The 18746-nt window shown below is 73.1% G+C and carries 17 protein-coding genes; 15 read left to right on the top strand and 2 right to left on the bottom strand.

Annotated elements, in window-relative coordinates:
* The first annotated feature begins 94 nt into the window (after nucleotides 1-94).
* From C5N14_RS30815 to C5N14_RS30805, 3 genes are all read left to right on the top strand, one after another.
* Complete coding sequence (locus tag C5N14_RS30815; RefSeq protein WP_117673329.1) at nucleotides 95-1222, top strand: LuxR family transcriptional regulator; 1128 nt, start codon at nucleotides 95-97, stop codon at nucleotides 1220-1222.
* The gene (locus C5N14_RS30810; protein WP_165878297.1) at nucleotides 1209-2207 is read left to right on the top strand and encodes a LuxR family transcriptional regulator; all 999 of its coding nucleotides are present in this window, start codon (nucleotides 1209-1211) and stop codon (nucleotides 2205-2207) included. Before C5N14_RS30815 ends, C5N14_RS30810 begins: the two co-directional genes overlap by 14 nt.
* 253 nt (nucleotides 2208-2460) lie before the next feature.
* On the top strand, nucleotides 2461-3318 hold the full coding sequence (locus tag C5N14_RS30805) for a hypothetical protein (protein WP_128763714.1): 858 nt from the start codon (nucleotides 2461-2463) through the stop codon (nucleotides 3316-3318).
* 67 nt (nucleotides 3319-3385) lie between these two features.
* On the opposite strand, the gene C5N14_RS33700 is transcribed toward C5N14_RS30805, so the two are convergent.
* Nucleotides 3386-3667 carry a hypothetical protein gene (locus C5N14_RS33700; RefSeq protein WP_243640282.1) on the bottom strand — a complete coding sequence of 94 codons (282 nt, stop codon included), beginning with the start codon at nucleotides 3665-3667 and terminating at the stop codon, nucleotides 3386-3388.
* Between the two features lie 146 nt (nucleotides 3668-3813).
* Here C5N14_RS33700 and C5N14_RS31890 point away from each other — a divergent pair, with 146 nt between their 5' ends.
* From C5N14_RS31890 to C5N14_RS30745, 12 genes are all read left to right on the top strand, one after another.
* Nucleotides 3814-4152 carry a hypothetical protein gene (locus C5N14_RS31890; protein ID WP_165878296.1) on the top strand — a complete coding sequence of 113 codons (339 nt, stop codon included), beginning with the start codon at nucleotides 3814-3816 and terminating at the stop codon, nucleotides 4150-4152.
* Between the two features lie 493 nt (nucleotides 4153-4645).
* Entirely contained in the window at nucleotides 4646-5749 is a 1104-nt protein-coding gene (locus C5N14_RS30795; RefSeq protein WP_371685944.1) for a LacI family DNA-binding transcriptional regulator, read from the top strand.
* Entirely contained in the window at nucleotides 5746-6678 is a 933-nt protein-coding gene (locus tag C5N14_RS30790; protein ID WP_117673323.1) for a carbohydrate ABC transporter permease, read from the top strand. Before C5N14_RS30795 ends, C5N14_RS30790 begins: the two co-directional genes overlap by 4 nt.
* 1 nt (nucleotide 6679) lies before the next feature.
* Nucleotides 6680-7519 (top strand): carbohydrate ABC transporter permease, encoded by an 840-nt coding sequence (locus C5N14_RS30785; RefSeq protein WP_091258304.1) that lies wholly within the window; start codon nucleotides 6680-6682, stop codon nucleotides 7517-7519.
* 37 nt (nucleotides 7520-7556) lie between these two features.
* Nucleotides 7557-8852 carry an ABC transporter substrate-binding protein gene (locus tag C5N14_RS30780; RefSeq protein ID WP_117673321.1) on the top strand — a complete coding sequence of 432 codons (1296 nt, stop codon included), beginning with the start codon at nucleotides 7557-7559 and terminating at the stop codon, nucleotides 8850-8852.
* A gap of 2 nt (nucleotides 8853-8854) precedes the next feature.
* Complete coding sequence (locus C5N14_RS30775) at nucleotides 8855-9988, top strand: ADP-ribosylglycohydrolase family protein (protein WP_117673320.1); 1134 nt, start codon at nucleotides 8855-8857, stop codon at nucleotides 9986-9988.
* On the top strand, nucleotides 9985-11361 hold the full coding sequence (locus tag C5N14_RS30770; RefSeq protein WP_117673318.1) for an ADP-ribosylglycohydrolase family protein: 1377 nt from the start codon (nucleotides 9985-9987) through the stop codon (nucleotides 11359-11361). The genes C5N14_RS30775 and C5N14_RS30770 overlap by 4 nt, the downstream gene beginning before the upstream one ends.
* Nucleotides 11358-12290: a PfkB family carbohydrate kinase gene (locus C5N14_RS30765; protein ID WP_117673316.1), complete on the top strand. Its 933-nt coding sequence runs from the start codon at nucleotides 11358-11360 to the stop codon at nucleotides 12288-12290. Before C5N14_RS30770 ends, C5N14_RS30765 begins: the two co-directional genes overlap by 4 nt.
* A complete protein-coding gene (locus C5N14_RS30760) occupies nucleotides 12287-14236 on the top strand; it encodes an SUMF1/EgtB/PvdO family nonheme iron enzyme (RefSeq protein WP_117673314.1) in 1950 nt (649 codons plus the stop codon). Before C5N14_RS30765 ends, C5N14_RS30760 begins: the two co-directional genes overlap by 4 nt.
* Entirely contained in the window at nucleotides 14233-16380 is a 2148-nt protein-coding gene (locus C5N14_RS30755) for an alpha/beta hydrolase-fold protein (RefSeq protein WP_117673313.1), read from the top strand. Before C5N14_RS30760 ends, C5N14_RS30755 begins: the two co-directional genes overlap by 4 nt.
* Complete coding sequence (locus tag C5N14_RS30750; RefSeq protein WP_117673311.1) at nucleotides 16377-17570, top strand: CaiB/BaiF CoA-transferase family protein; 1194 nt, start codon at nucleotides 16377-16379, stop codon at nucleotides 17568-17570. Before C5N14_RS30755 ends, C5N14_RS30750 begins: the two co-directional genes overlap by 4 nt.
* Nucleotides 17570-18391, top strand: coding sequence for a CoA ester lyase (locus C5N14_RS30745; protein WP_117673309.1), 822 nt, complete (start codon nucleotides 17570-17572; stop codon nucleotides 18389-18391). Before C5N14_RS30750 ends, C5N14_RS30745 begins: the two co-directional genes overlap by 1 nt.
* 196 nt (nucleotides 18392-18587) lie before the next feature.
* Here the strand turns inward: C5N14_RS30745 and C5N14_RS34365 are convergent, their stop codons facing one another.
* Nucleotides 18588-18731, bottom strand: coding sequence for a DUF3060 domain-containing protein (locus C5N14_RS34365; protein WP_371685945.1), 144 nt, complete (start codon nucleotides 18729-18731; stop codon nucleotides 18588-18590).
* Nucleotides 18732-18746: the final 15 nt, after the last annotated feature.

Raw genomic sequence — 18746 nt, 5'->3', positions numbered from 1 at the left:
ATGGCAAGTGGCTGTCGTCGATCGGAAGCCGCAGTGACCTTCCTAAACACGTCAGCGACGTAAACCGGAAGCCGATCCATGGCAAGATCAAAGTGTGCTGCAGGTACTCGGCCTGACCTCCGCCGAACAGGAGATCTACGAACACTTGGTGCGCGGGTCGGCGATGACGTCAGCGGAGATCGATGACAGCCTCGGTCGCGGGTCCGACCGGGGTGGCCGTCTGGACTCCGCCCGGGCGCTGGTCCGGCTGCACGAACTCGGCCTGGTCTCCCGGCTGCCCGGAGAGCCCGTACGCTGGTCGGCCCGGCCGCCGGGGGCCGCACTGGAGGCGCTGATCGGCGCGCACGTCCGGGCGCTGGCCGACGCCTCCCGGCACGTCGCCGACCTGGACAGCCGGTTCAACCAGGTCACCCACCAGGAGGCGGACGAGCTGGTCGAGGTAGTCCACGGCCGGGACGCGATCGTGCGTCGGGGCGCGGAGGCCCAGCGCAGCGCGCGTAAGCAGATCCGGGCCTGCGACGGGCCGCCGTACCCGGCGGCCAATCCGGCGGCATTAGACGACGTGGAGGTCGACCAGCTGCGCCAGGGCATCCGGTACCGGATCCTGTACGACCGGCGCAGCCTGGAGGTGCCCGGCCGGCTAGCCGACCTGGAAGCCGGCATCGCCGCCGGTGAGGAGGCCCGGCTCACCGACATCCCGGTGAAGATGACACTGATCGACGACACACTGGCGGTCCTGCCGCTGCACCAGCCGGCCGATGTGGAGTCCCGGCTGATCGTCCACGATCCGGTGCTGGTGTCGGCGCTCTCCGCGTTGTTCGAGGTCTACTGGGAGCGGGCCCTGCCGTTGCGCTCGGGACCGGGCCAGCCGTATCCGTCCGCCACCGGTCCGTCCGCCGCCGAGGCGCGGTTGCTCCCGCTTCTCGTGGCAGGGCTGACCGATCAGGAGATCGCCGGCCAGCTCGACATCAGCGACCGGACGATCCGTAACCGGATGCACGCGTTGCTGGACCGGCTGGACGCCGCCACCCGGTTCCAGGCCGGCTTCCAGGCGGTCGTCCGGGGTTGGCTGGCCACCGATGACCTGCCGGCCCCGGACACCGGGCAGCGGTCCGGTGCGGCCCCGGGCCCGGCCCGGTCCGGTGTGGCCGCGGATCCGGTCGGCCCTGGCGAGGCTGTGGATCCGGCCAGGGGAGGTGGTGGCACCGATGTCGCGGGATGACACCGACCCGATGGCGGTGCTCGGATTGGCTCCGGCCGAGCAGGCCGTCTACGAGTTCCTGGTCGACCGGCCCAGCGCCACGCCGGAGGAACTGGCCGGGGTGCGGCGGGGCGCCGAGCGGATCGACTACGTGCTCGCGGCGCTGGAACGCCGGGGCCTGGTCAGCGTGGTACCTGACGGGCCGCTCCGGTACGCCGCCGTCGCGCCCTCGGTGGCGTTCCAGAGCCTGCTGCTCGACCAGGAGGGCCAGCTCAACGCCGCCCGCCGGCACCTGTCCGTGCTCGACGCGGCCTATCAGGACCGGCCGCAGGAACGCGGTGCGGCCGTGGTCGAGCTGGTCACCGGCGAGGCGGCGGTGCGTTCGCGGTTGGCGCAGATCCACCGGGTGGCCCGCCGCGAGGTGTGCCGGCTGGACAAGCCGCCGTACCCGGACGGGGAGGACGCCGCCACCGGTGCCGCTGACCTGCTGCGCCGTGGCCTGACCTGCCGGACGATCTACGACCGGTCGTCCCTGGACCATCCGGGCTCGCTGACCGTGATGGAGGACCTGATCCGGGCCGGGCAGCAGGCACGGGTCCTCACCCAGGTGCCGGTGCGCCTCTCCCTGGTGGACGACCGGCTGGCCGTCGTGCCGGTGCCGGGGCGGCCGGCGGGCCAGGGCGATGCGGTGATCATCGTACGTCCGTCGGCGCTGCTTGACGCGTTGATCAAGCTCTTCGACGGGTTGTGGCAGCGGGCGTTGAAGTTGCCCTCGCCCACCAACCCGCAGCCGCTGGAACACCGGTCCTTCGCCGCCACCGGTCAACAGCGGCTGGTCACGCTCCTGCTCTCCGGACTCACCGACGAGGCCATCGCCCGGCAGTTGGGGCTTAGCCACCGTACGGTGCAGCGGCGCATCGCGGCCCTGATGGCGGATCTCGGCGCGCACACCCGCTTCCAGGCGGGTGCCCAGGCCGCGCTACGCGGATTCCGCGGTACGCGCTGACCCCGGTGCCGCCGCCCGCCTAGCCGTTCGAGGTAACCAACATGGGCGCCGAGTATGGCGTCGACTTTCCGCTCCAGGCTACGAGGGGAAGGGCAGCCACCGTCTTATCGGAGTTTTGGCCGTGGCGTTCGTGCGCGCACCTCGGCCCTGATCCGCGTCAACCCGGTCCAGAATCTCGACGGGCATCGATAATTTCTCTAGCATGGCTATTCCGCGACGAAAGCTGTGACCCCACGGCCATCAGGAGACTGTCATGTTCAGGCGTACCCTCGCGACGCTCGCTGCGGCCCTTCTCGGCCTGTCTGCTCTGACGGCTCCCGCCGAGGCGGCCCCGGCAGCGGAGCCTGTCGCCCTCGCTGTCGGGTCCACACTGTCCGAACCTACCGGTTGCACCACCTCGATCGAATGGGTCGTCGAGGGAAACAGCTACTACCAGGGCCGCGGCAAGGTGACCTGCTCGACCGGGCGCTACAAGGTGAAGATCCAGTGCCGCAACGCTCAGACTGGCGTGGGCTACGTGGTCTACGGCACCGAGGTCGTCAACGCCCCGAGCACCGCCACCACCACGTGCTACAGCGGGAACGTCGCGGAGCAGGTGTACGCCGTGCAGGATCCGCCGGGCACCGGTGTCACCGGCTGCGCACCATGGATGGAGTGGGTCCACGAGGGCAGTAGCCACTACTACGGTCGGGGCAGGGTCCAGTGTGACACCGGTAGCTACCGGGTGAAGATCCAGTGCCGCAACGCTCAGACTGGCGTGGGCTACGTGGTCTACGGCACCGAGGTCGTCAACGCCCCGAGCACCGCCACCACCACGTGCTACAGCGGGAACGTCGCGGAGCAGGTGTACGCCGTGCAGGATCCGCCGGGCACCGGTGTCACCGGCTGCGCTTCATGGATGGAGTGGGTCCACGAGGGCATCAAGCACTACTACGGTCGGGGCAGCGTCCAGTGTGACACCGGTAGCTACCGGGTGCAGATCCAGTGCCGCAACCTCCAGACCGGCGTAACTTACGTCGTCTACGGTGCCTACCCGGTTTCCGCCCCGAACATCGCCACCACCACCTGCTACAGCGGGAACGTCGCCGAGGTCGTGGTGGCCGCGCCGTAAGCACCCGGTGCCGGTGAGAATGTCCGAGAAGCGCTGGCAGGATCTCGGGTACGAGCTGACGACCCAGTTACGCCCGCACGCAGACCGAGTCCTCGCCGAGATCGATCGGCGGCGTCAGCGTTGAGCGGTCGCGCACCACGAGACGGTTAAACTTGATCTTTAACCTGTGCGTCGTAGCCTTGCGGCCCTGCCCGGTGGCGAATACCTGCGCCCTGGCGGACAGCTTCGGTGGCACGTCGACGATCTGCTCGCCGTCGGCGAGTAGCCGGTTGGCGATGTGCCGGCCGATGCCCTGGCAGCCCTCGATCGCCCAGACCCGGTTCGGCCACTGTCTGGCGTACTTCCTCATCGCCGTGTAGCCCTCGCGGTCGGTGTCGAACCGGCCGCCGCCGGCGACGGTCTCGTGATCAAAGCGTTCACCCAGGCGTTGATGTGCGCCGAAGCGGACGCGATGTGCGGTGCCGGCTACGGGCAGCGCAGCGAGGATCGGGTGAATTGCGGACGGTCGGTACCGGATCGAGTGGGTTGCCCAGTGGTGGCGACTATGGTCAACTCGCCGACCTCGTAGTACAGCTCGCTGAAGGTGCGAGCCTGGTCTCGCATGCGTTCGTCGCGCTCGACCACGACGAGTACGGCGCGGAGCGCATCGGTTTCGACGTGCACGACAGCACCCAACGGCGGGCCTACCACTACCTCGCCTATCCCCGCGACGAGGACTACACCGAGGGCGAGCCGTCCTCGGTGATCCGGGTGCCGTTGGTCAGCGACGATCCCGGTGTGCCGGAGACTGGCGGCCCATCGCCCGGCAGTTGCCGCACTTTGCGGAGCACGTAGTGCGGTGCTCCACATCGGTGTCGATGGGGTTTCTTGTGGCCGGCTTGCTTCAGCAGTGATCGCAGTTGGACTCGGGTAGGTTTCGCGGCCTGTTCGGGTATGGGTGCCACAGCGAGCAGGACCCGGGCGATGGGGTGGAAGACGCCTCCGCGGTATCGAGCGATGGCCATGGGGTTGACCGCGGAGACCCGCCGCCCGGTGGCGCAGGCACGTGACGAGCAGTGTCTGGGATGTCTCGATCGCTGCTGGTATGCGTTGCTCGGCGCAATTGCCCTACCCAGCCAGTATCTGCAGCAGCTCCGCAAGGCCGGGTGGCGGTGTCGTCGTAACGGGAGCGGACCAGCAGAGATGGGGTGAGACACCCGGCAGGTTGCCCGGTGTGGCGGCTGTGCCGGATCGCCCAGGTCGGCGCGGTGGGAAACGTTTTCGTAACGAGCTCTTGACCTGACCGTCAACTCGGGCGGAGACTCCCGGAAACGTTTACAGCAGACAGGTGGGGGTGCGGGGCGTGGGTCGTAAACGTTTACCGGAGTCGGTCGACGGCCGGCCTACTGTTCACACCGTCGCCGCCCGCGCCGGTGTTTCCATCGCATCCGCCTCTCGCGTGCTCAACGGTGTCGGCGGCAGCCCGGAGACCATCCGCAAGGTCCGCGCGGCGGCGGCCGAGGTCGGGTACGTGCCCAACGCCATCGCCCGCTCGCTCCAGTCGCAGCGCACCGGCCTGGTCGCGCTCGCCGTCGAGGACATCGGAAACCCGGTCTACGTCGAGATGATGCGGGCCATCGAGTCGGTGGTCGCCGCCTCCGGGCGGCAACTGCTGGTGCACGCCACCGGCGGGCAGATCGCCAACGAGACCGCGCTGCTGCGCCGGCTCGCGCATCGCTACGTCGACGGGATGATCATCTCCCCGATCCGGGTCACCGACAACCACCTAGCCGCGCTGGTCGACAGCCCGGTGCCGGTGGTCGTGATCGGCCAGCTCGCCGCCGACGCGCCGGTGGACAACGTCCGCACCGACTCGCGTACCGGCGTGGGGCTGGCCGTCGACCACCTGGTCGCGGCCGGGCGGCGGCGGATCGGCTTCGTCAACGGCCCGCTGGACACGGTGCCCGGCGCGGCCCGTGACGCCGGCTTCCGGGCCGCCCTCGCCGGGCACGGCATCGCGCTCGACGAGCGCCTCGTCGAGGTCGGCGACTTCCGGTACGCGGCTGGCCGGGCCGCCACCGAGCGCCTGCTGGCCCGCGCCGAGCCCGACGCGCTGGTCTGCGCCAACGACCTGATCGCCGTCGGCGCGCTGCACGCCCTGCTGGCCGCCGGCCGGCGCGTCCCCGAGGACGTGGCGGTCGTCGGCATGGACGACACCGAGCTGGCCCGGATGATGTTCCCCCAGCTCTCCAGCGTCTCCCTCGGCTCGGCCGAGCGCGGTCGCCGCGCCGCCGAACTGCTGCTCCAGCGCATCGCCGACCCGGCCCTGCCGCCGCGCCGCGAGCAGGTCGCCCCCAGCCTCGCCGTGCGCGCCTCCAGCGCCGCGACGCCGTTCGTCCCCGCGCCGGCCGAGCCGGCGCCCGCGCCGCGTACCCCGGAGGTGACGGCATGACCACCGTGGCCGAACGGCCCGACGTCGCCCGCGCCGACGGGCCCCGCAGAGCCCGGTCCCGCTCCGACCGGCTCGGCATCTACCTGCTGCTGCTCCCGTCGCTGCTGCCCATCGTGGTGCTGTCGGTGTTCCCGCTGGTGCGCGGCATCTACCTCGGCTTCACCGACGCCCGGGCCGGGCGCAACGTCGAGATCAGCTTCACCGGGCTGGCCAACTACCGGGAACTGCTCGGCGACGAGCTGTTCTGGAACTCGTTCAAGATCGGCCTGCTCTGGGCGGTCGGGGTGACCGTGCTCCAGTTCGTGCTCGCCCTCGGCCTGGCCCTGCTGCTCAACCAGCGGCTGCGCTTCCGCGGTGTGGCCCGGGTGCTGGCCGTGGTGCCCTGGGCGATGCCGCCCGTGGTCGTCGGCATCCTCTGGAAGCTGGTCTACCACCCGGACGCCGGCCTGCTGAACGAGTTCTTCCACCGGGTCGGCGCCGACGGGCTGCGCACCAACTGGCTCGGCGACTTCAGCACCGCCCTGCCCGCGGTCATCCTCGTCGGCGTCTGGGCCGGCATGCCGCAGACCACCGTCGTCCTCCTGGCCGGCCTGCAGGGCGTGCCGCGGGAGCTGCACGAGGCGGCCGCGGTGGACGGGGCCTCCACCTGGCACCGGTTCCGCAACGTCACGCTGCCCGCCATCGCGCCGGTCGTCGTGGCGATCACCTCGCTGGACTTCATCTGGAACTTCAACTCGTTCGGCCTGGTCTACGTGCTCACCGCGGGCGGGCCGGGCGGCAAGACCATGCTGCCGATGCTCTTCGCCTACGAGGAGGCGTTCCGCTACGGCAACTACGGCTACGCCGCCGCCCTCGGCAACGTCATGGTCGTGATCATCGTCGCGCTGCTCGCGGTCTACCTGCGTCGCCGGTTGAGGGAGGCGAACTGACATGTTCGGAAAGCCGAGCCGCACCGGGCGGACGCTCCAGTACGTCGCGCTGACCGGCTACCTGATCTTCCTCGGGTTCCCGCTGGTCTGGCTGCTCTCCACCGCGTTCAAGCCGCCGCGCGAGCTGGTGCAGCTGCACCCCACGCTCATCCCGAGCAACCCCACCGTGCAGAACTTCGTGCAGGCCTTCACCGAGCAGCAGCTCGGCCGGGCCGCGCTGAACAGCCTCCAGGTGTCGCTCGCCTCGGCGGTGCTCACCGTGCTGGTCGCGCTGCCCGCCTCGTACGCCCTCGCGCGGTTCCGGACCAAGCTCGGCACCGTCGCGCTGGGCTGGGTGCTGCTGTCGCAGCTGTTCCCGTTCGTGCTGCTGATCATCCCGATCTTCCTGATCCTGCGGCAGGTCGGGCTGGCCAACACGCACGCCGGGCTGGTGCTGATCTACGTGGTCTGGGCGCTGCCGTTCGCCCTGTGGATGCTCCAGGGCTTCGTCCGCAACATCCCCCGCGAGCTGGAGGAGGCGGCCAGCGTCGACGGCGCCAGCCGGCTCCAGGTGCTGCGCCGGGTGGTCTTCCCGCTGCTCGCCCCGGGCATCGTGGCCACCGCGCTGTTCTCCTTCATCTCCGCCTGGAACGAGTTCTTCTTCGCCCTGGTGCTGGTCAAGACCCCCGAGCTGGCGACCCTGCCGGTCGCCCTGGCCCGGTTCGTCGGCATCGAGGGCACCGCCCGCCTGGGTCCGCTGGCGGCCGGTTCGCTGCTGGCCACCCTGCCCAGCCTGATCTTCTTCGCGGTCATGCAACGCCGCCTCTCGTCCGGGTCGCTCGCCGGCGCGGTCAAGGGCTGACCACATCCCCCAACCACCACCAAGGAGGAATCCCCCCATGCTCCGTAGCAGATTCCGTCGACTCGCCGCGGCCACCGCGGTCGCGGTCGTCGGGCTCGGCGCCCTCACCGCGTGCGGTGACGGCGGCGGCGAGGACGAGAACTCGTCCGGCCCGGCCAAGCTGCGCTTCCTCAGCCTCGCCTGGCAGAAGGAGTCGCTGCAGGCCAACAAGGACCTGGTCGCCAAGTGGAACAGCGAGCACCCGGACATCCAGGTCGAGTACGTCCAGGGTGACTGGAACTCGATCCACGACCAGCTGGTCACCTCGTTCGAGGGCGGCGACGTCGCCGACATCGTGCACTACGAGGCCTCCGCCATCGGCGAGTTCAGCAAGCAGGGCTACCTGACCGACCTCTCCAAGCTGCTCGGCGACGACTTCAAGGGCCAGATCGACCCGGGCGTCTGGGACACCGCCACCTTCGACGGCAAGGTCACCGGCGTGCCGTTCCTGCTGGAGTCGCAGGTCGTCATCGCCAACAAGAAGCTGCTCGACGCCGCCGGCATCGCCGTCCCGCCCGCCGACGGCGGCTGGACCTGGGACGAGTTCCAGGCCAACGCCCAGAAGCTCACCAAGCCGGGCCAGTACGGCGCCGCCTGGGCGCTCAAGTCGCCCACCAACCGGGTGCTGAACCTGGCGCTCAACTACGACGGCAAGTTCTTCTACACCGACGGCGGCAAGACCGAGGTCAAGGTCGGCGACGCCGAGAAGGAGGTGCCGAAGCGGATCCACGACATGCTCTACACCAGCAAGTCCGCCTCCCCGGAGGCGCTGGGCATGAGCGGCGCGGACACCCTGCCCGGCTTCTTCGGCGGCAAGTACGCCATGCTCCCCGGCTCGGTCTCGCTGCGCCAGCAGATGGTCGAGCAGGCCCCCGCCGGCTTCGAGTGGGTGACCCTCCCGCCGATCAAGGGCCTCTCCACCAAGCAGGCCGCCAACCCGCAGACCCTGTCCATCGCCGAGGACAGCAAGCACAAGAAGCAGGCCGCGCAGTTCCTGGAGTGGTTCCTCAACCCGACCAACATGGCCGCCCTGGCCAAGGGCGACTGGCTGGTGCCCACCGGCAAGCAGGCCAACGAGGAGCTGGTCAAGGCCACCGGCGGCAAGCAGGGCTGGGACGTCGCCGCGGACAGCGCCGCCGACCTGACCGTCGCCCCGTTCCAGAAGGCATCCGGCTACCCGGAGTGGAAGACCAAGTACGCCACCCCGGCCCTCCAGCAGTACTTCGCCAACAAGATCACCCTGGACCAGCTCGGCACGCAGCTGGTCGACGGTGGCAAGCAGGTTCTGAGGTAACCATGTCACTCTTGCTCGACACGTCGGTCGGCTGCCTGGTCGGCGCCGCGGTGGGCGACGCCCTCGGCGGAGCCACCGAGACGGCCCTTCCGGAGCAGATCCGCGCCCGCTTCGGCGGCTGGGTCGAGGGGATCGTCCCCCCGTACCACGCCGACTGGGCCACCGCGCGGCCACTCGCGCCTTACCACAAGGGCGACGGGCACATCACCGACGACACGTTGATGACCCACGCCCTGGTCCGGGCGTACGCGGCCAAGCGGGACCACCTCGACGCGTACGACGTGGTGGAACTGCTCGTCCCCGACCTGATCGAGCGGGTGGTGTACATCCCGGACCTGGAGCGGGAGGGGGTGACCTTCCACCGCCTGGCCGCGGCCGAGCGGTGGCTGGTCACCCGCCTGCACCACGCCCACGCCGACCCGCGCGAGGCGGGCGTGGGCAACATCGTGAACTGCGGCGCCGCCATGTACATGGCCCCGGTCGGCATCGTCAACGCCGGCGACCCGGCCGGGGCGTACGCCGAGGCCGTGGAGATCGCCGGGGCGCACCAGCACAGCTACGGCCGGGAGGCCGCGGCGGTCTTCGCCGCCGCGGTGGCCGCCGCCGCGACCCCCGGCGCGAGCGTCGACGATGTCGTCGCGGCCACCCTCGACCTGGCCCGCGACGGCACCCGCGCCGCCGTCGACGCGGTGGTCAAGGAGGCCCGCGGGCACGACGACTGGAAGGCCGCCATCCCGGCGCTGCGCGCCGCGGTGGCCCCCTACGACACGGTGGGGGAGGAGTACCGCAGCCCCGGCCTGGGCGCCCGCCGCCCGAGCCGGCTGCACGCCATCGAGGAACTGCCGGTGGCGCTCGGCATGCTGGTGGTGGCCGGCGGCGACTACCGGGCGGCCGTGCTCGGCTCGGTCAACTACGGCCGGGACGCCGACTCCACCGCCACCATGGCCGGCGCCATCGCCGGTGCGCTCGGCGGCGCGGCGGCGGTGCCGGCCGAGTGGTCGGACGTGGTCGCGGAGGCGTCCCGCACCGACCTGGTCGAGCCCGCCCGGGTCCTCGCCGGGGTGGCCACCGAGGTGTTCGGCCGCGACCGGGACCGCTTCGCCCGGCGCGCCGAGCGGTTCGGCGGGCTGGCATGAGCGCTGCCGGGACGCCGGCCCGCGGGCTCCGGCTGACCTGGGTGCAGCCGGAGGACCTGTTGCCGCACGAACTGGCCGCCAGCCGCGACGAGGGCCGCGACGTCACCGCCCTCGCCGACCGCTGGGCGGCGGCCGGCGGCGACGTCACCGCCCCGGTCAGCGGGGCCTCGCCGGTGCCGGCCCCGCCGGAACTGCGGGCCCTCGCCGTCGACCTGCTCGACGCCGCCGACGCGCTGCCCGGCCCCGACGGCGCGGACGAGCCCGACGACCTCGACGCGGTCCGCAAGACCTGGCCGGGCGCCTGGGACCTGCCGACCACCGTCGAGCGGGACCGGCTGCACGGCGCCTGGCTCGGCCGGGCGGCCGGCTGCCTGCTCGGCAAGCCGGTGGAGAAGATCCCCCGCCACGGGATCCGGGAGATCCTCTCCGCCACCGGCCGGTGGCCGCTTCGCGACTGGTTCACCGCGCGGGGGCTGCCGGCCGACGTGGCCGCCCGCTGGCCGTGGAACCGGCGCAGCGCACCGACCAGCCTGGCCGAGAACATCGCCGGCATGCCCGAGGACGACGACCTCAACTTCGCCCTGCTGGCGCTGCGCGTCCTGGAGACCCACGGACCCGGCTTCACCAGCGCCGACGTGGCGCAGGCCTGGCTGGACTGGCTGCCCGCCGGGCGGGTCTTCACGGCCGAGCGGGTCGCCTACCGCAACCTGCTGCTCGGCCTCACCCCACCGGACACCGCCCGCCGACACAACCCGTTCCGGGAGTGGATCGGCGCGCAGATCCGCACCGACGTCTACGGCTGGACCAACCCCGGCCGCCCCGACCGGGCCGCCGAGGCCGCCTGGCGCGACGCCGCCGTCAGCCACGTCCGGGCCGGGGCGTACGGGGCGATCTGGGTGGCTGCCCTTGCGGCGGCGGCGCCGGTGGCCGGCGACGTCGACGCGGTGCTGGACGCGGGCGAGTCGGTGCTGCCCCCTGGCAGCCGGTTCACCGCCGCCATCCGGGAGGCGCGCGCCCTCGGGGCCGGCGACGACTGGGAGAGCATCGTGGACACCCTCTACGCGCGGCACGGTCACCTGCACTGGGTGCACGTCCGCAACAACGCAGCCCTGGTCGCGGCGGCCCTGGCGTACGGGCGGGGCGACCTGGAACAGTCCATCTGCGCGGTGGTCGCCGGCGGCTGGGACACCGACTCCAACGGCGCCACCGTCGGCGCGGTCACCGGGGCGCTCACCGGCGCCGCACGGCTGCCGGGCCGCTGGGTCGCGCCGCTGCGCAACCGGCTGGCCAGCAGCATCGCCGGCTTCGACGGCATCGGGTTCGACGAGTTGGCCGACCGTACCCTCACCCTGGTCCACGGGAACCTGGCATGAGCGCCCGGGTGGTGGTGGTCGGCAGCGCCAACCTGGACCTGGTGGTCACCACGCCGCACCTGCCCCGCCCCGGCGAGACGGTGCTCGGCGACGACTTCCGGATGGTGCCCGGCGGCAAGGGCGCCAACCAGGCGGTCGCCGCCGCCCGGGCCGGCGCGGACTGCGCCTTCGTCGGCGCGGTCGGCGGCGACGGGTTCGGCGGGCTGCTGCGGGACAACCTGGCCGCCGCCGGTGTCGACCTGCGCGGCCTGCGCGCCGCCGACGGGCCGTCCGGGGTCGCGTTGATCGCCGTCGACCACACGGCGGAGAACTGCATCGTGGTAGCCCCCGGCGCGAACGCCGCACTGACCCTCGACGACGCCGACGGCAGCGCGGTGGCTGCGGCCGACGTGCTGCTGCTGCAACTGGAGGTGCCGCTGTCGGAGGTCACCCGGGCCGCCGGCTGGGCCCGCGCGGGCGGCGCCGCCGTGGTGCTCAACGCCGCCCCGGCCCGGCCGCTCCCCACCGAACTGCTCGACCTGGTCGACGTGCTGGTGGTCAACGAGCACGAGGCCGCGGTCGTCGCCGGGGTGTTCACCGACGAGCCGGCGGCGCTGCTCGACACCCTGGTCGGCCTGGTGCCCCGGGTGGTGCTCACCCTCGGCGCGCGCGGCGCCGCCTACGCCGACCGGGACGGCGCCCGGATCGAGGTGCCGGCCCCGAAGATCGACGCGGTGGACACCACGGCCGCCGGCGACGCGTTCACCGGCGCGCTCGCGGTCGCCCTGGCCGAGCGCGGCGGGCTGACCGGAGACACCGCCACGGCCGTGCTGCGCTGGGCGTGCGCCGCCGGCGCGGCCTGTGCCGAGCGCCCCGGCGCGTCCACCGCCCTGCCCGAGCGGGCCGCCATCGACGCGCTGTCCGCCGCCACCTATGGAGGGGTCGAGTGAGCTTCAACCCGTACGTGCCCCGGCCGATCGACCGGCCCACCGAGGTGCCGCTCGGCGCGCACGCCGACCTGACCACCCTGGACGAGGCGAAGGTCTTCGCCGCCCCCGACGCCCCCGCCGACTGGCCCGCCTGGCGGGAGCAGCTCACCCGGTGGCGGGCCGACGCCCGCGCCCGGCTCGGCTACACCGGCGCGCACTACGACGAGATTGCCGGCGACTGCTTCACCGTCTGCCTGGCCTGGCTCTGGGACGAGACGCTGTACGACCACGACCGCGGCGAGTTCACCGTGGAGGCGTTCCTCGACGCGGCGCGGCGCGACTTCGGCGGCTTCGACGGGGTGGTGCTCTGGCACGCGTACCCGGTGATCGGGCTGGACGAGCGCAATCAGTTCGACTGGTACCGCGACGTGCCCGAACTGCCCGACGTGGTGCGCGCGTTCCAGGCCGCCGGGGTCCGGGTGTTCGTCGACTACAACCCGTGGGACACCGGCACGAGGCGGGAGCCGGGCGCCGACGCCGAGGAGGTCGCGGCGCTGGCCGACCGGCTCGGCGTCGACGGCGTCTTCCTGGACACCCTCAAGGAGGGCGCCGGCGAGCTGCGCAAGGCGCTCGACGCGGTTCGCCCCGGCCTGGTCCTAGAGGGAGAGAGCCGGGTGCCGCTGGCCCGGATCGAAGACCACGCCATGTCCTGGGCGCAGTGGTTCGCCGACTCGGACACCCCAGGTGTGCTGCGGGCCAAGTGGTTCGAACGCCGGCACGTCCTGCACCACACCCGCCGCTGGCACCGCGACCACCTCGACGAGCTGCACTCGGCCTGGCTCAACGGCTGCGGCGTGCTGGTCTGGGAGAGCGTCTTCGGCGTCTGGGTCGGCTGGAACGAGCGGGACAAGGCCGTGCTGCGGGCCATGCGCCGGGTGCAGGCCAGCCACGCCGCGTGGTTGCGCGCCGAGGACTGGGTCCCGCTCGCCGACCACCCCGGCGCCGGCCAGGTGTACGCGTCCCGGTGGACCCACGACAACCAGCCGCTGTGGACGGTGGTCAACCGCGGCGCCGACCACGACGGCCCCTGGCTGCTCACCGAGCCCCGGCCGGGGCGCTTCGTCGACCTGGTCACCGGCACGGAGCTGACCGTCACCGAACTCGAGGACGGCCGGGTCGCGGTCGGCGGGCCGCTGCCCGCCGGGGCGATCGCCGCCGTGGTCGCCACCGACACCCCGGCGCTCCGGCACGAGCCGCCGACCGGGGCCCCGTCCTTCCCGGCCCGCGCCGCCGTACGCTCCCGCACCCCGTGGTCGCCCCTCACCGCCCCGCCCGACGGCATGGTGACCGTCGAGGGTGGGCGGCACGAGCTGACCGTGCACCACCGGGTCCGGGAGACCGGCCTCTACGGCGAGGCCCCGTACGTCGACGAGTGGAAGCCGCTGCCGCCTCGCCTGCACCACACCGGCACGCTGCGGCGCCAGGTCCGGCTCGGCCGCTTCGCCATCGACACCCACGAGGTCACCCACGGCCAGTACGCCCGCTTCCTCGCCGCCACCGGTCACCGGCCCGTCCGGCCGGAGCGGTTCACCGCCGGCCAGGGCCCCGCCGACGCCCCGGTCACCGGGGTCGACCTCGCCGACGCCCGGGCGTACGCCGACTGGGCCGGGCTGCGGCTGCCCACCGAGGACGAGTGGCAGGTGGCCGCCGAGGCGGGCCTGCTGGTCCGGCGGGCGCCGCTGGTGTGGAACCTGACCGAGAGCGAGCACTCCGACGGGCGCACCCGGTTCGTCATCCTCAAGGGCGGCTGCGCCTACCGGGCGGAGGACTCCGACTGGTACCTCGACGGAGGCCCCCAGCCGCCCGGCGTGTCGGTGAAGCTGCTGCTCACCGGCGCCGGCCTCACCCGCTCCACCTCGATCAGCTTCCGCTGCGCCGCCGACCTGCCCGAAGGAGCCCTCCGATGAGAAGACCCTGGCGCCCCGGCGCCGCCCTGGTCGCCCTGCTGACCGCGATCGGGCTCGCCGGCCTCGCGCCGGAGACCGCCGTCGCCGGGAAGGAGCGGTCCGGCACCCTCACCACCGCCACGGCCCCCTCGCCGGCCCTCGGCACCAGCATCGACTACACCGTCTACCTGCCGGACGGCTACGCCGACGCGGCGAACGCCGGCACCCGCTACCCGGTGCTCTACCTACTGCACGGGCGCGGCGACACCATGCAGGCGTGGACCCGGGTGAAGAGCGACCTGGACCGGCTCATCGCCGACGGCGAGGTGCCGCCGGTGATCGCCGTCCTGCCCGACGCGCCGTGGAGCGAGCGCGGCAACTGGTACGTCGACTCCGCGTACACGGGCGCCGACCGCCCGGGTCGGCCGGTGGAGACCGCGCTCACCCGGGACCTGGTCGCGCACGTCGACGCCACCTACCGCACCGCCGCGCACCGGAACGCCCGGCTCGTCGGCGGCTACTCGATGGGCGGCGCCGGCGCGCTGCGCTACGCCCTCGCCCACCAGGACCTCTTCGCCAACGCGCTGGTGCTCAGCCCCGCCGTCTACCGGCCGCTGCCGCCGGCCGACTCCTCGGCCCGCGAGTTCGGCGCGTTCGGCGACGGCGACAAGCCCTTCTCCGACGAGGTCTACCAGCGGCTGAACTACCCGGCCCTGCTCCCCGGCCTCGACGCCGAGTCGCCGGTGCGGATGTTCATCGCGGTCGGCGACGACGAGTGGGCCAACCCCGGCCCGGCCGACGCCGCGCACGACCTCGACTACGAGGCCGCCACCCTCTACAACACGGTGCGCCGCGCAGACGGCGTCGCCGCCGAGTTCCGCGTGCTCGACGGCGGGCACGACTGGGACGTCTGGCGGCCCGCGTTCGTCGACGGCCTGAAGCACCTGGCCGCCACGCTCAGCGTCACCCCGCCGGCCGGGCTGCCCACCCCGCTGCACGGCACCGCCGGTGCCGACTGGGCCGGCGGGGTCGCCGCCCACCCGGACGGCGAGGTCACCCTCGGCTACGCGGCCTCCGCCGGCGTCGCCGGCCAGCCGTACGCCGGCGGCCTCGACGCCGTGGTCACCCGGCTCGCCGCCGACCGCACGGTCCGCTGGACCAGCCAGTTCGGCACCTCCGCCAACGACCGTCTCTACGGGACCGTGTCGCTGCCCGACGGTGGCGTGCTCACCGCCGGGTACACCCGCGGCGACCTCGATGGCCGGCACCCGGGCAGCCCCGCCGACGACGCGTTCGTGGCGAAGCTGACGGCCACCGGGCAGCGGGCCTGGCTCACCCAGGCCGGCGACCCCGCCAAGGCCGACCGGTTCTACGCGATCACCGCCGCCCCCGACGGCGGCGCGTACGTCGCGGGCTACACCAGCGGCGCGTTCGGCGGGACCACCGCCGGCGACAAGGATGCCGTGCTCGCCCGGATCGCTCCGGACGGCACGCTGGCCTGGACCCGGCAGTTCGGTGGCACCGGCGAGGACAAGGCGTATGCCGTCGCGGCCGACGCGAACGGCGTCTACGTGGCCGGCGGCACCTCCGGCGCGCTGCCCGGGACCACGCCGCTCGGCGGCGCCGACGGCTGGCTCGCCCGGTTCACCCCGGACGGCACCCGCGACTGGCTCACCGTCGCCGGCGGCACGGGCGACGACCTGCTCGGCGGCGTCACGGTCACCGGCGCCGGCCAGGTGGTGGCCACCGGCGCCACCGCCGGGGACGTGCTCACCGTGGCGTACACCGCGAAGGGCGCGCAGCGCTGGCGGACCGTCACCGGCGGGCGCGGCGCGGACGCCGGCACCGACGTGCTGGCCCTCGCCGACGGAACCGTCGCGGTGGTCGGCTTCACCGGCAGCACCCTCGGCGTGCCGGCCGGCGGCGCGGACGTGCTCACCCTGCGCCTCGACGGCAAGGGCCGGCAGGTCGCCGTCGCCCAGTACGGCACGGCCCGCGACGACGCGGCCGACCCGTTCGGCGAGGAGAACGTCTACGCCACCCTCGGATCCGACGGCCGGCTGCTGGTCAGCGGCCGCACCGCCGGCACCCCCGACGGCGGCGCCGCGCTCGGCAACGGGGACGTGTTCCTGGCCGCCGTCGACCCGGCGAAGGGAACGCCATGACCACGACCGGACCGCTGCACGGCGTCAAGGTCGTCGACCTGGCCACCCTGTTCGCCGGCCCGCTGGCCGCCGCGTTCCTCGGCGACTTCGGCGCCGACGTGGTCAAGGTGGAGCACCCGGCCAAGCCCGACCCGTCCCGGGGGCACGGCCCCGCCAGGGACGGCGTCGGCCTGTGGTGGAAGGTGCTCGGCCGCAACAAGCGGACCGTCACGCTCAACCTCTCCCGGCCGGAGGGCGCGGAGCTGCTGCGCCGGCTGCTCGCCGACGCCGACGTGCTGGTGGAGAACTTCCGCCCCGGCACCCTGGAACGCTGGGGCCTCGGGCCGGACGAGCTGCACGCGGTCAACCCGCGGCTGGTGATCGCCCGGATCAGCGGCTTCGGACAGGTCGGCCCGTACGCGCTGCGGCCCGGGTTCGGCACCCTCGCCGAGGCGATGAGCGGCTTCGCGGCGGCCACCGGGGAGCCCGATGGGCCGCCGACCCTGCCCCCGTTCGGGCTGGCCGACTCGGTCACCGCGCTCGCCGCCGCGTACGCGGTCATGCTGGCCCTGCGCGGCCGCGACCTGACCGGCCGAGGCCAGATGGTCGACCTGGCCATCATCGAACCGATCATGGCGATGCTCGGCCCGCAGATCACCTGGTACGACCAGCTCGGTTACGTGCAGCCGCGACTGGGCAACCGGTCCAACAACAACGCGCCGCGCAACACCTACAAGTGCGCCGACGGGCGGTGGGTGGCCGTGTCCACCAGCGCGCAGAGCATCGCCGAGCGGGTGGTCCGGCTCGTCGGTCGCCCGGACCTGGTCGACGAGCCGTGGTTCGGTACCGGCAGCGGCCGGGCCGCGCACGCCGAGGAACTCGACGCGGCGGTCGGCGCCTGGGTGTCGAAGCGGGACCGCGACGAGGTGGTGGCCGTGTTCGAGGCGGCCCAGGCCGCCGTGGCCCCCGTCTACGACGTGCGGGACATCGTCGCCGACCCGCAGTACGCGGCGCTGGGCACCGTGGTCACCGTCCCCGACGAGGAGTTGGGGGAGGTACGGATGCAGAACGTGCCGTTCCGGATGTCGGACAGCCCGGGGGAGATCCGGCACGCCGGCCGCCGCCACGGCCAGGACACCGACGTGGTGTTCGGCGCGCTTGGCCTGACCATCGACGAGTTGGCCGCGCTGCGCGAGCACGGGGTGATCTGATGCTGCTTACCTGGCTCTACGTGCCCGGCGACCGGCCCGACCGGTTCGCCAAGGCGGTCGCCGCAGGCGCCGACGCGGTCATCATCGACTTGGAGGACGCGGTCGCCGCCGGCCGCAAGGCGTACGCCCGGGACGCGGTCGCCGAGTTCCTCGCCGACCCGCCGCTGGTGCCCGTCCAGGTCCGGGTCAACGAGCTGACCGGCCCGGACGTCGACGCCGACTTGGCCGCCGTCGCCGGCCGGCCGGGGCTGGCCGGGCTGCGCCTGCCCAAGGTGGAGCACCCGGCGACCGTCGTCGCCGTCGCCGCCCGCGTCGGCACCCTGCTGCATCCGCTGATCGAGTCCGCCGTCGGGCTGGAGTCTGCATACCGGATCGCCGCAGCGCACCCGGCGGTGGCCTCGCTCGGCCTCGGCGAGGCCGACCTCCGCTCCGACCTGGGTGTCGCCTCCGACGACGGCCTGCTCTGGTCCCGCGGCCGGATTGTGGTCGCGGCTCGCGCGGCCGGGCTGCCGCCGCCGGCCATGTCGGTGTACGCGAACGTCGCCGACCTCGCCGGGCTGGCCGCCTCCTGCGTGGCCGGCCGGCGGCTCGGCTTTCTCGGCCGGGCGGCCATCCACCCGCAGCAGCTTCCGGTGATCGCCGAGGCGTTCCGCCCGGCCGACCGTGAGGTGGCCCGCGCCCGGGAACTGCTCGCAGCGGTCGCCGAGGCGCAGCACCGCGACTCCGGCACCGTGGTGCTGCCCGACGGGCGGTTCGCCGATCGGGCGATGGTGGCCGCCGCCCGCCAGGTGGTCGACCTTGCCGCCCGCTACGCCGTTTGACCCACCGGCGCGGCACAGGACGCGACGACGGGCGTGAAGCTAACCGGCAGTTTGTCCAGGCCCCGGGGTATGCCAGGTCAGCGCGCCGCACCTCCTCCCGCGGCTTGGGCCAGCGCGAGATCGGGCAGCCGGCGCAGCACCGTACCGAGCACGATGGTGGCCTGCTGGCGGGCCAGGCACTGGCCGCGATAGCACACTATCGGGTGTAGCGGTTTCCGGTACCGGTGTCCGCAGTCGGGGCCTGGGCTCCATCGGACCAGGTGATGGTGTTGTCGTTGCCGTGGACTTCGAGGGCGGTGAGCGCGCCGGAGGCGATGACCGTGGAGCCACTGCCGTTGATAGTGAGCCGGTCGAT

This window comes from Micromonospora sp. MW-13 (genome assembly GCF_003434305.1).
Classification (GTDB): Bacteria; Actinomycetota; Actinomycetes; order Mycobacteriales; family Micromonosporaceae; genus Micromonospora.
Note: the sequence above shows the minus strand (reverse complement) of the source record. Positions and strands in the feature narration are given on the sequence as shown.

Bases quoted from the DNA above. Each gene is read 5' to 3' on its own strand.
- C5N14_RS30790 (WP_117673323.1), top strand. From the start codon at position 5,746: ATGACCACCGTGGCCGAACGGCCCGACGTCGCCCGCGCCGACGGGCCC.
- C5N14_RS30745 (WP_117673309.1), top strand. From the start codon at position 17,570: ATGCTGCTTACCTGGCTCTACGTGCCCGGCGACCGGCCCGACCGGTTC.
- C5N14_RS33700 (WP_243640282.1), bottom strand. From the start codon at position 3,667: ATGAGGAAGTACGCCAGACAGTGGCCGAACCGGGTCTGGGCGATCGAG.
- C5N14_RS30765 (WP_117673316.1), top strand. From the start codon at position 11,358: ATGAGCGCCCGGGTGGTGGTGGTCGGCAGCGCCAACCTGGACCTGGTG.
- C5N14_RS30755 (WP_117673313.1), top strand. From the start codon at position 14,233: ATGAGAAGACCCTGGCGCCCCGGCGCCGCCCTGGTCGCCCTGCTGACC.
- C5N14_RS30775 (WP_117673320.1), top strand. From the start codon at position 8,855: ATGTCACTCTTGCTCGACACGTCGGTCGGCTGCCTGGTCGGCGCCGCG.
- C5N14_RS30780 (WP_117673321.1), top strand. From the start codon at position 7,557: ATGCTCCGTAGCAGATTCCGTCGACTCGCCGCGGCCACCGCGGTCGCG.
- C5N14_RS30805 (WP_128763714.1), top strand. From the start codon at position 2,461: ATGTTCAGGCGTACCCTCGCGACGCTCGCTGCGGCCCTTCTCGGCCTG.
- C5N14_RS30810 (WP_165878297.1), top strand. From the start codon at position 1,209: ATGTCGCGGGATGACACCGACCCGATGGCGGTGCTCGGATTGGCTCCG.
- C5N14_RS30785 (WP_091258304.1), top strand. From the start codon at position 6,680: ATGTTCGGAAAGCCGAGCCGCACCGGGCGGACGCTCCAGTACGTCGCG.
- C5N14_RS30770 (WP_117673318.1), top strand. From the start codon at position 9,985: ATGAGCGCTGCCGGGACGCCGGCCCGCGGGCTCCGGCTGACCTGGGTG.
- C5N14_RS30750 (WP_117673311.1), top strand. From the start codon at position 16,377: ATGACCACGACCGGACCGCTGCACGGCGTCAAGGTCGTCGACCTGGCC.